Annotated in this window: 11 protein-coding genes; 9 read left to right on the forward strand and 2 right to left on the reverse strand. The window is 48.3% G+C overall.

Annotated features, from left to right (window positions below):
* The first annotated feature begins 10 nt into the window (after nt 1-10).
* From waaF to Q0171_RS06345, 9 genes are all read left to right on the forward strand, one after another.
* A complete protein-coding gene (gene waaF / locus Q0171_RS06305; RefSeq protein ID WP_299327922.1) occupies nt 11-1,276 on the forward strand; it encodes a lipopolysaccharide heptosyltransferase II in 1,266 nt (421 codons plus the stop codon).
* Nucleotides 1,266-1,895, forward strand: a complete 630-nt coding sequence (locus Q0171_RS06310) for a flavin reductase (RefSeq protein ID WP_299327924.1) — start codon at nt 1,266-1,268, stop codon at nt 1,893-1,895. Before waaF ends, Q0171_RS06310 begins: the two co-directional genes overlap by 11 nt.
* A 100-nt stretch (nt 1,896-1,995) precedes the next feature.
* Nucleotides 1,996-3,438 carry a TolC family protein gene (locus Q0171_RS06315; RefSeq protein WP_299327926.1) on the forward strand — a complete coding sequence of 481 codons (1,443 nt, stop codon included), beginning with the start codon at nt 1,996-1,998 and terminating at the stop codon, nt 3,436-3,438.
* A gap of 102 nt (nt 3,439-3,540) precedes the next feature.
* Nucleotides 3,541-4,551, forward strand: coding sequence for a biotin/lipoyl-binding protein (locus Q0171_RS06320; protein ID WP_299327928.1), 1,011 nt, complete (start codon nt 3,541-3,543; stop codon nt 4,549-4,551).
* Between the two features lie 20 nt (nt 4,552-4,571).
* Entirely contained in the window at nt 4,572-5,804 is a 1,233-nt protein-coding gene (locus tag Q0171_RS06325) for an ABC transporter permease (protein WP_299327930.1), read from the forward strand.
* Nucleotides 5,801-7,030, forward strand: coding sequence for an ABC transporter permease (locus tag Q0171_RS06330; protein ID WP_299327932.1), 1,230 nt, complete (start codon nt 5,801-5,803; stop codon nt 7,028-7,030). Before Q0171_RS06325 ends, Q0171_RS06330 begins: the two co-directional genes overlap by 4 nt.
* Entirely contained in the window at nt 7,027-7,455 is a 429-nt protein-coding gene (locus Q0171_RS06335; RefSeq protein ID WP_299327934.1) for a YbgC/FadM family acyl-CoA thioesterase, read from the forward strand. Before Q0171_RS06330 ends, Q0171_RS06335 begins: the two co-directional genes overlap by 4 nt.
* Nucleotides 7,456-7,615: 160 nt before the next feature.
* Nucleotides 7,616-8,968, forward strand: a complete 1,353-nt coding sequence (gdhA, locus tag Q0171_RS06340) for an NADP-specific glutamate dehydrogenase (protein ID WP_299327936.1) — start codon at nt 7,616-7,618, stop codon at nt 8,966-8,968.
* A gap of 18 nt (nt 8,969-8,986) precedes the next feature.
* A complete protein-coding gene (locus Q0171_RS06345) occupies nt 8,987-9,514 on the forward strand; it encodes a methylated-DNA--[protein]-cysteine S-methyltransferase (protein ID WP_299327938.1) in 528 nt (175 codons plus the stop codon).
* A 68-nt stretch (nt 9,515-9,582) separates the two neighbouring features.
* Here the strand turns inward: Q0171_RS06345 and lepA are convergent, their stop codons facing one another.
* Together lepA and Q0171_RS06355 are read right to left on the reverse strand one after the other, a co-directional pair.
* Entirely contained in the window at nt 9,583-11,376 is a 1,794-nt protein-coding gene (gene lepA, locus Q0171_RS06350) for a translation elongation factor 4 (protein ID WP_299327940.1), read from the reverse strand.
* The coding region (locus Q0171_RS06355) for an NAD-dependent epimerase/dehydratase family protein (protein WP_299327942.1) at nt 11,376-11,797 on the reverse strand (422 nt) is incomplete at its 5' end. The genes lepA and Q0171_RS06355, both read right to left, overlap by 1 nt.

An 11,797-nucleotide genomic window follows, 5' to 3' on the forward strand; every position in this document is an offset into this window, starting at 1 on the left:
GTATTCTCTCATGCAGTCCCCAGAGAGCCCAGAATCCATTGTAAGCACATCAAGCCTCCCACAAGCACCTATAATCCTGCTACGCTTGCCAAACTGGCTGGGTGATGGGGTGATGAGCACGCCATGCCTAGAGCTGCTATTCTCGCATTTTCCGCAGGCTAGAATCTATCTCGCTGCTCCGCGTGCAGTGCTGGAGCTTTTTGCTAACGATAGGCGGATTGCAGGGGTATTTATCGATGAGAGTAAGCGCTCTGGAGGCGGTGTGAGAATTCTAGGGCGATTTGGCGCGACTTGCGCATTTGGGCGTGAGATACGCACCGCAATCAAGCATGCAGAGCAAGGGCGCGAGATTGATATTGCCATTACACTGACAAATCGGTTTTTCTCCGCGCTTTTGCTCTATGCAAGTGGTGCGCGTATGTGTATAGGCTACACAAAAGGTATAGGCAAAACTCTAGGTAAGGCACTACTCACCCACCCGCTCCCTCGTCCTAAAGGGATACATCAGGTCGCAAGCTATGCAAATCTGCTCTCGCCCATTATTTCATCGGGGTTATCACTAGATTCTCATGCGATTCCGCCGTTATGCCTACATGCCCAATGCTTAGATTCTCATACGCCAGAATCTAATGTGGATTCTAGGGATTTATCTCGTATAGGGCTAAACCCGGGCGCTGCGTATGGAAGCGCGAAATGCTGGGAGCCTCGCTATTTTGCCAGGCTTGCTGCGCATTTGGCAGGGCAGGGTAAGCAAGTCGTGCTCTATGGTGTGGCTGGCGATAGTGAGCTTGCAGAGGAGATTATCAACCAAGCTAAAGCGCTTTATACGCAGACACACAAGGAGAATCCACCAAGCGAGCGCTTCATCAACGCTTGTGGGAAAACAAGCATTCAATCACTCATGAGCCAAATGAGCGAGCTTTCAGCATTTATCACAAATGATAGCGGCTCCATGCACATTGCCGCCGCGCTTGGCGTGCCTACACTTGCGCTTTTTGGTCCCACAAATAGCAGTGAGACATCGCCCTGGAAAGCCCCAAATGCTAGAATCCTAAGCATTTACGCCCCATGCGCCCCATGCAAAAAGCGCACTTGCCCTATTCCTGCAAACAACCCAGACCACCACCGCTGTATGCGTGATCTCACACCAGAAATTGTGCTAGATGCACTAGAATCCTTGCTGCGCGACTTTTCATCTATGCCAGCACACCAAGCCGCATTTCCCCCACTCTCATCGCTTCAATCTTGTCCTAAAGGAGCCATACATGCTACTTGATTTCTCTACGCAAGGCGCACTTAGCAAATATCGCCTCCTTAGCAACACAATTACCCCGCGCCCAATCGCGTGGATTAGCACTATAAGTGAGCGCGGCACAAGCAATCTTGCACCTTTTAGCTTTTTTGGTGTGGTGAGTTCAAACCCTGTAGTTTTCTCGCTGTGTATAGGCACTAAAAGTGATGGTAGCCCCAAAGACACGCTTACCAATCTTCTCTCCACTTGCAAGGCGACGATTAGCTTTGTCATGGTGGATTTTCTGCCACTGCTTGAGCGAACTGCTAGCGAGCTGCCTTATGATAGCAGCGAAGCGAGCGCGTTTTCTATCCCGCTACTTAGCGTGCATAGAGACTATCCGCCTATCGTGCAGGGTGTGAAAGTGGCGTATTTCTGCGAGCTGCTTGAGTGTAGGAGCTTTGGTGTGAGAGAGAATGGCGATGAGAGTGCCTTGGGTGGTATGGGCGGCAGCGGAGAAAGCACAATATTTCTTGAAGCGAAATCCTGTTTTGTTGATGATGCGCTTTACCAGGAGGATTTGCGCTTTTTGCCTCCACATGTTGGACGAGTGGGGAAATTCTACCTGCAAGTGAGTGAGCTTATCGACCCTGCGATTGAGTAGGGTTGCTCATTAGGCTGGGCTACTAGCGATTTTAAGCACTATTCGAGCTAGAATCTAAAGATATGCTAAGATACGCTTATTTTATAGGAGTGGTTGGTTGATGAAGCGGTTTATAGTGGGTGTGGTGTTTTGGTTTGCACTATCTCTGCATGCAGCATTACTGCCAGATGATGCGCCTTTAGAGAGACATGGAGGCAGTCTTCCAAGAGTGGCGGCGACAGAATCTAGCGCTTCGAGCCCCACCAAAGATTCTGCGCAAATTATGCGATTCCAAGAGGCTTATGCTCTACTTTTGGAGCAAAGCGAAGCGATAAAGGCTCAAAGCTACGCGCTTGATCGCGCCAAGACACTAGCACTGGGTGCGAAGCTTAGCTTTTTGCCAGAGATTAGTGCCAGTGCGCTGTATCTACATGTCGATAAGCCAATCCAAGAAAAACTTCCCATAGATTCTAGTGCAATCCCGCCAAATCTCGCGCCTATGCTTACTCCGCTTAGCCAGCCAATTGTGCTGCTTGATCAAAATATCATCATCGGCGCAATTACACTTATCTATCCACTTTATACTGGAGGAGCGAGAGTGCAAGGGATAAAGCTCGCTACAATCGCGCACAAAGATGCCCAAGAAGCCCTGCGGCTAAAGAAGCTTGCAAGCTTTGAGGAGCTGGCAAATGTGTATTATGGTGCAGTGCTTGCACGCAATATTGAGCATGTGCTAGAATCCAGCCAGCACTCGGCAAACACGCACTACCAAAATGCTCTAGCTCTCGAGAAAGCTGCGCAGATCGCACACCTAGAAGTGCTCTCTGCTCTTGTAGGCTTAGATAAAGCCAATAACGCCTTGAAGCAAGCCCATGACACCTCTGCTATCGCCCAGCTTACGCTAGATTCTGCGCTTAAAGGTGAGATCACGCCTATCCCATCTCTTGAGCTTAGCCTAAAACCACTGCCCCCAGAAGAGCATTTCGTGGAAAAAACACTCGCAAGTTATCCTGCTCTGCGCTCGCTTGAGCTAAAGATCGCAAGCGCTAAAAGTGCTAAAACCTTGGCTCTTGCGCCATTTCTCCCGCAGATAGTGGCATTTGGCGGTGCGTATGCAAATAATGCCAATCATGCACTCATCATGCGTGCTATCCCTACCTGGAATCTAGGGCTTGCGGCAAATCTCTCGCTTATCTCTCCTCATGCGCGCGTGCAGAAATACCAGGCTGCCAAGCTCACCCAGCTAGAAGCCCAGAGTCTCGCTGCGCAGGCACGCGAGGATATGAGCTTGCTTGTGCGGAAAACTTATAGACAGGCTGTAAGTGCGCAAGAAGAATACCAAAGCGCTCGCCACTCCATTGATCTAGCAAGCGAGAATCTCAAGCTCCAGCAGCATGCTTTTAGGCAGGGGCTTGCTACCAGTGTGCAAGTGCTTGATGCACAAAATGCCCTACAAAGCGCGCAAGTCCAGCAGCAGACAAATGCGTTTAAAGCCATTATTGCACTAGCGAGGCTGTATGCGCTAAGTGATAGTGTGGAGGAGTTTTATGGGCTGGTGCGATAGGTGTGGGGTGGATTTAGCTTTGGGCTAGAATCCAGTAGTTGTAATGAATAAAGAGACAAAAAAGCTTTTAGATTCTGGTAAAAACTACAAAAGGAGACTACTATGAAACGCTATGTGGAGATTGGCTTTATCGCTGCACTCGTGGTGGTGCTAGGGATTTGGCTGGGGGTGAGCTTTTATAAAGCGTATCGTCCAGCCCCCCAAATGCTTCAGGGACAAATCCAAGCTAAACAATATAGCGTGAGCTCCAAGCTCGCTGGGCGTGTGGGGAGTATCCTAGTTAAGCGCGGTGATATGGTAAAAAAGGGCGATCTCATCTTCACAATCAATTCTCCAGAGGTGGAAGCCAAGCTCCAGCAAGCGCAAGCTGGCTATGAAGCGGCAAAAGCCCTATCAGAGGAGGCGCATAAGGGTGCCAGGGCGGAAACAATCATCTCTGCGCGCGATATTTATCAAAGTGCCAAAGCCATGCGCGAGCTGACAGAAAAAACTTACAAACGCACCCAAGAGCTCTATGATAATGGTGTGGTGAGTTTGCAGCGACGCGATGAAGCATTTACTGCATTTGAGAATGCCAAATACTCCGAAAATACCGCTCTCCAGCAGTATAAAATTGCCCTAGATGGTGCGAGCAAAGAGACCAAAATCGCCGCCAAGCAAAAAGAAATCGCCGCAGCAGGGCAGGTAAGCGAAGTGGAAGCCTATATCCATGATATGCAAGCCTATGCCCCAGCCACCGCAGAAGTGAGCAATATCCTGATCCAAGAGGGCGAGCTAAGTCCTAGTGGATTCCCTGTGGTTATGCTTGTGGATAATCGCCAAGCATGGCTCAATCTTAGCGTGAGTGAGGAATATCTACCATATTTCAAGCTTGGCAGTGAGTTTAGCGCCTATCTCCCAGCCTTGCGCAAACATGTGCGATTTAAAGTGCGCTATGTTTCAGCTATGGGGGATTTTGCTACTTGGAGGGCGACTTCAAGCTCAAAGGGATATGATTTGCGAAGCTTTGAGATAGAAGCCCAGCCCCTTGATGCTCTTGATGAGCTTCGTGTAGGCTTTAGCGCGATTGTAGAGATTGAAAGCCTTGCTAAAAATTCCGCACCCGCACGCTAGATTCTAGGATTTTACTCTCCATGATTCTCGCAAACGCGTTCCTAGCCAAAGTAGCTAAAAAACTCCGCCAGCTGTGGCGCTATCTCTGGCGACACAAGGTGCTGGTGCTGATATTTTTCGCATTGCCATTGCTGCTGGCGTGGTTTATCTATGCAGTATTCTATGCTTCCTTGCCTAGAGAGCTGCCCATTGGCGTGGTGGATTTTGACAAAACACCTTCAAGCAAACAAGCGCTTTTTATGGTGGATTCTGCGCCAGCGGTGCAGATCATGCGTGAGTATAGTAGTATCAGCGAGGCGAAATCCGATCTTGCCATGACGAGAATCTATGCGCTACTTATTATCCCAGAATCCTATGAGGCACATTTGAAGCGCGGCATTGAAGCGAAACTCACACTCTACTACAACGCGCAGTTTGTGCTTATAGGCAAGGCAATCGCAAGTGCCATGACTCAAGTGGTCGGCACGCTTAATGCCAAGCAATGGAGTGCAAAAAATCTCGTGCATGATGAGAATCTAACCCTAGCCATCAGCAAGTCCCTGCCGATATTCTCGCAGATTATCCCGCTGTATAACTCCAGCAACAATTACACGCAGTTTATGCTAACACTGCTACTGCCCTGTATGCTCCAGATTCTAAGCGCGCTTGGCATGATCCACTTGCTAAAATCCCCGCCTACAAACGCTGTGAGCCTGCTTGCGCGGTATTTGTTTGTAACGCTAGTGTTTGGATTCTGGGGGTTATGTATGCTTGTGCTGCTGCGTGATTTGGGCTATGAGGTGCGCGGGAGCTTTGGGCTACTTTGTGTCGGTGTGCTACTGCTCCTGGCATGTGTGAATGCGGTGGTGGTGTTTGTGCAAAGTGTGCTGCTTGATATGAAAAAGGCTATTGGCTTTCTAGCGATTTATACGGCACCATCATTAGCATTTGCGGGTGTTACCTATCCGCAGGCTTCAATGAATGCACTCGCACTTTTTTGGAGTAAATTCCTGCCGATCTCCTACTACATGCAGCTCTATATCCAGCAAGCAAACTATGGTGGCACAATCGCTGGTGCGCTGGCGATTATGGGAGAAATGCTGTGGTTTTTGCTATTTCTAGCGCTTGGAGGCATGCTCTATCATCTGCGTGTGTTTAATAAATCAAGCACAACAGATTCTATACGAGAATCCTTAGATTCTCATGCGCTCTCCACACCAGAATCTAAAGCCCCGCTACAATCCAAAGCCATGTCGGCAGAGGTGGCACAATGAAGCCAAAGCGATATAGTCTCCTTGCTGTTTTGTTGGCAGAGTATAAGGCAATATTTACTAATAAGCTTGTGGTCATGGTTGTAATCATTGGCTCGCTAGTGTATGGTCTGCTGTATCCTATGCCTTATCAAAATGACATCGTTACAAAGCAGCGACTTGTCATCATCGATGAAGATAGCTCTGCACTTTCTAAGCAGCTTATTTTTCTCATCAGTGCCACACCGGAAATCGCGCTACTAGAGAGTGTGCCTTCACTAGAATCTGCCCAAGCACTTATTGAGAGCTTTCAGGCTGATGGCGCACTGCTGATTCCAGAAGGCTTTGAAGCTAATGCCAAAAAGGGTGTGGGCACTATTCTCTCCTACATGGGGAATGCCTCGTATTTTCTTGTCTATGGGGCGATTGCTGAAGGCGTGCATAATGCCATCGAGGAGCTAAGTCAGCGCTTGCGCAAGCAGCGCAATCCAGATTTACTCTCTACCGAGCTTGTGCATTTAGAATCTATCCCACTCTATAACCCAAGTCTAGGCTATATCAACTACGCTCTTGCTGCGGTGCTTGTGTTTATCCTGCACCAAACAGCAATTGCAGGGGCTGGAATCCTAAGTGCTTATCAAAACGCAATCCGCAAGCGCGCTATACAATCGCGCGATCTCGCTGCATTAGGGCATTACAGCAATGTCGCAAGCGCGTTGAGTATTGTTAGTGCGAGAATCCTAGCTTTTAGCTCGATTTATGTCGCGCTTTTTGCGCTATATTTTGGGGTGTTTTTCCCGCTTTTTGGTGTGAGTCATATCGCAAATGCGAGCGATTTTTGGTGCTTTTCGCTGATGTTTATTGCCTGCTGTGTAGCAAGTGGGGTGCTACTAGGGAGTGTGCTAGAAGATGAGAGCTTGCCTACGCAGGTGATTTTTATCTCTTCCATGCCATTAGTGTTTATTCTAGGCTTCATTTGGCCCAGTGAATTGCTGCCGAGATTTTTGCAAGGGCTTGGGTATATGATCCCAGCATTTCATGGGGTGCGTGGGCTTATTAGCCTTAATCAAATGGGTGCGAGTTTCGCAGATGTGCGTGAGCATTTTACTATGCTTTTGGTGTTATTTGGATTTTGCTTTGTGGCTAGTGTTGTAATCTTGCGCATACGCATAAAAAAGGCACGAGATGGGCTTGATACCTTGCAAGGCTCTGCTTCTAACGCAGAGATAAATCATAAGGAGCTTGCATGAGAGTCCGCGTGTATTATGAAGATACGGATTGCGGGGGGATTGTCTATCACACAAACTACATCAAATACTGCGAACGCGCAAGGAGTGAGGTGTTTTTCCGTGCTGGAGCGCTGCCATCAAGCGGGACTTGTGGCTTTGTCGTGAGCACGATAGAGGCGAAGTTTTTGGGCTTTGCTAGGCTTGGAGATGTGCTAGAGGTGCGCACGCAGGTGCAAAAGCTTGGCAAAGTGCAAGTAATTTTGCGCCAGAGAATCTACAAGCTTCCAGACTCTACCTTGGACTCCAGCCCAGACTCTATTACACCGAGCGAGATGTGTATTTTTGAAGCGATTGTGCGGCTAGGCTATGTAGATGTCGTGAGTCAAAGCCCAGCGCAAATCCCAGAGGAGTTTCTGGCATTGCTTAGCACGCTAGAAACTATATAGCTAGAATTTTAGAGGTATGAGAATCTACTAGAATCTGCGTGTGGATTGTGGGTAGATTCTGGCGTTTGGGCAGGTTTTGCAAGCAGTTTTAAGTCGTATAAAAGTTATAAAAAGATATAGTCCTAGAGTCTTCTTAAATTATTCTTAAAAGGAGTTTGTCATGTCGTATTCTGCACAAGTCTTAGCTGCTTTAAAAGAGAAAAATCCATCTCAAAGTGAGTTTCAGCAAGCTGTGGAAGAGGTGCTTACTACGCTCTCCCCGCTGTTTGACAGAGAGAAGAAGTATGAAAAATACGCCATTCTCGAGCGTTTTGTTATCCCAGAGAGACAAATTATCTTCCGTGTGCCTTGGGTTGATGATAGTGGCAAAATCCGCGTGAATTACGGCTACCGCGTGCAGTTTAACACCGCCATTGGACCATACAAAGGTGGGCTTAGATTCCACCCTAGTGTCAATCTTGGTGTGATCAAATTCCTAGGCTTTGAGCAGATTTTGAAAAACTCTCTTACCACGCTTGCTATGGGCGGCGGTAAAGGCGGGAGCGATTTTGATCCAAAGGGTAAGAGCGATAATGAAGTAATGCGCTTCTGCCAAAGCTTTATGAGTGAGCTTTACCGCCATATCGGTGCGCACACAGATGTCCCTGCTGGGGATATTGGCGTGGGCGGACGCGAGATTGGCTATCTCTTTGGGCAGTATAAAAAGCTCACAAATCGCTTTGATGGCGTGCTAACAGGTAAGGGGCTTAATTGGGGTGGCTCACTTGTGCGCCCTGAAGCCACTGGCTATGGCTGTGTGTATTTCGCCCAAGAAATGCTACAAGAGCGAGGTGAGAGCTTAGAGGGTAAAGTCTGCACGATTTCTGGGGCTGGCAATGTGGCTATCTACACGATAGAAAAGCTCTATCAAGTTGGCGCACTTCCTGTAACAGCAAGCGACTCTAAAGGTATGATTTATGATAAAGATGGCATTGATGTGGCATTGCTCAAAGAGATCAAAGAAGTCAAGCGAGAGTCGCTAGAATCCTACGCCAAAGTCAAAAAAAGCGCGCAATACACACCTGTAAGCGCGTATGAAAAAGGCTGCAATGGCGTGTGGGCTATCCCTTGCTTTGCCGCATTCCCAAGTGCTACGCAAAATGAGCTAAGTGAAAAAGATGCCAAAATCTTGCTCCAAAATGGCTGTAAGTGCATAAGCGAGGGGGCGAATATGCCTTCAACCAATGAAGCGATTGAGCTATTTTTACAAGCGAAAATCTGCTATGGACCGGGCAAGGCTGCAAACGCTGGCGGCGTGGCAGTGAGTGGGCTAGAAATGGCGCAAAATGCAAGTATGAATCCGTGGAGCTTTGAAGTAGTCGATACACGCTTGCACGAGATTATGCGCAGTATTTACCAAAATGCCGCGCAAACTGCACAAGAATTTGGCGATCCTACCAACCTTGTAATGGGTGCAAATATCGCTGGCTTCCGCAAGGTAGCAGATGCGATGATCGATCAAGGGGTTGTGTAAATTCATACACGCTTCTTAGTGCGCGCAAGCTATCGCTCCCCACTAGGGGAGATGATCCTAGAGTCTAGCCAAGGGGCGCTTGTGTGGCTTGGCTTTCGGTGGCACTATCAACAGCCGTGCGCACAAGTCCCACTCACAAACTCCACATTTTTAGCAAATTCTCCAACTCTCAATAATCCCACAAAAGATCCTATCATCACACAGACAATGCGCTGGCTTGATGTGTATTTCTCTGGGGAGATTCCGCGTTTTTCTCCGCCTATTGCATTGAGGGGAAGTGCATTTCAGCAGTGTGTCTGGGAGATAGTGCGAGGTATCGGGTATGGTGAAGTGCGAAGCTATGGGGAGCTTGCTGCGCAAGTGGCGAGCCGCATGGGCATGAATGCGTGCGCACAGGCAGTGGGTGGAGCACTAAAGCGCAATCCAATGGTGCTTATTGTCCCCTGTCATCGCATAATTTGTGCCAATGGCGCGCTAGGTGGATATGTAGCAGGAGAATCTATCAAGCATGCTTTGCTGCAGCTGGAGAATGAGTCTCGCTTATAGAATCCCTTTGATTTACTTCTGTATTCTGCTAGATTCTAGGATTGTTACAGGGGCTAAATCTCCAGAGTCTAATCAATCTTTAACACTGCGAGAAATGCTTCTTGTGGTAGATCAACTTTGCCGATAGATTTTAGTCGTTTTTTGCCCTCTTTTTGTTTCTCTAGGAGTTTGCGCTTTCTTGTGATGTCGCCACCATAGCATTTAGCGGTTACATTTTTGCCCACAGAGCGCACGCTCTCTCGCGCGATAATCTTTGAGCCAATGCTCGCTTGAATGGCGACTTCAAAGAGCTGGCGCGGGATAAGATCTTTCATCGACTCCACAAGCGCGCGCCCCTTTTCATAGGCTTTGGATTTTTCCACGATGATGGAGAGCGCATCGACTATCTCGCCTGCTACGCGTATATCAAGCCGCACCAAATCCCCACTTCGATACTCGATAGGCTCATAATCAAAGCTCGCATAGCCCTTGGTGCAGGATTTGAGCTTGTCATAAAAGTCCATTACAATTTCATTGCTAGGCAGCGCGTATTCTAGCAGCACGCGATCTTGCGTGATGTAGTCCATTTTCTCCTGCACGCCGCGGCGATTTGCTAGAAGTGTGATGATATTGCCCACAAATTCGCTTGGCGTGATGATACTAGCGCGGACATAGGGCTCTTTGATGTGATCAATTTTCTGCACTTCGGGCAGCTCGCTTGGATTTTGCACTTCTATCATAGAGCCATCGGTGAGATAGACTTCATACACCACCGTGGGTGCCGTGGCGATGAGACTTAGCCCAAACTCCCTCTCCAGCCGCTCTTTGACAACCTCCATATGCAAAAGCCCCAAAAACCCCACGCGGAATCCATACCCTAGCGCGACAGAAGTCTCTGGCTCAAAGCTTAGGGCGGAGTCATTGAGCTTGAGCTTTTTCAACGCTTCGCGCAGCTCTTCAAACTTATCTGTCTCAATGGGGTAGATTCCAGCAAAGACAAAGGGCTTGGCAGGCTTGAAGCCTTCTATTGGCGTTTGTATGGGGGTTTGCGCATCGGTGATCGTGTCGCCTACGGCTAAATCTGTCAAAGACTTTACCCCAAGAGAGATGATCCCTATTTCACCGCATTCAATCCTATCGGTGGGGATTTTCTGCACAGGGTGTGGGTAGTAAAGCCCTAGAATCTCATAGGTTTTTTGACTACTCATCACAAGTACGCTCTGCCCCTTTGCTAGGCTGCCATCTTTAAGCCGCACGAGAGCTAGCGCGCCTAAGTAGTTGTCAAACCAGCTATCATAGATGAGAGCCTTTGTAGGCGCGTTTGGCTCGCCACTTGGGGCGGGGATTTTGCGCACAATGGATTCTAGTAGCTCGGCTATGCCTACGCCGCTTTTGGCACTCACGCTTAGGGCATTAGAGCAGTCAAGCCCTATGCTTTCTTCAATCTCGCTGCACACCTTTGGCACATCGGCTGCTGGGAGGTCGATTTTATTGACCACTGGGAGAATTTCTAGGTTATTATCAAGGGCGATATAGACATTGGCGATTGTTTGGGCTTCTACGCCTTGCGTGGCATCAACGACAAGCAGCGCACCCTCACAGGAGCTAAGAGAGCGCGAGACTTCGTAGCTAAAATCCACATGCCCGGGCGTGTCGATGAGATTTAGGATATATTCTTGCCCTTGATAGACATAGCGCAGGCGCACGGATTGGGCTTTGATGGTAATGCCGCGCTCCTTTTCTATATCCATAGTATCCATAATTTGCGCGGTCATTTCACGCTCGCTCACCGCCCCACACTCTTGGATAAGCCTATCGGCAAGGGTGGATTTGCCGTGATCGATGTGGGCTATGATAGAAAAATTGCGGATAAATTGCTGCACTACACAATCCCTCTAAAATACGCAATAGTCTTTTTTAGCCCCTCTCTTAGCTGCACTTTTGGGCTAAAATCTAGCTCTTTTTTGGCTAGGGTTATATCTGGTTGGCGTTGCTTTGGGTCATCTTGGGGTAGCGGGAGAAAGACAATCTTTGATTTAGATTCTGTAAGCTCAAGCACATTTTTGGCAAGCTCTAGCATACTAAATTCGTGTGGATTGCCAATATTTACCGGTCCGTAGAATCCATCTTTGCTATCCATAAGAGCCACCATTCCATCAATCAAATCATTTACATAGCAAAAGCTTCGCGTTTGACTCCCATCGCCATAAATGGTGATGTCCTCCCCACGCAACGCTTGAATGATAAAATTACTCACCACTCGCCCATCATTTGGGTGCATTCTAGGACCATAGGTATTAAAAA

Source organism: uncultured Helicobacter sp., from assembly GCF_937906905.1.
Taxonomy (GTDB): Bacteria; Campylobacterota; Campylobacteria; order Campylobacterales; family Helicobacteraceae; genus Helicobacter_B.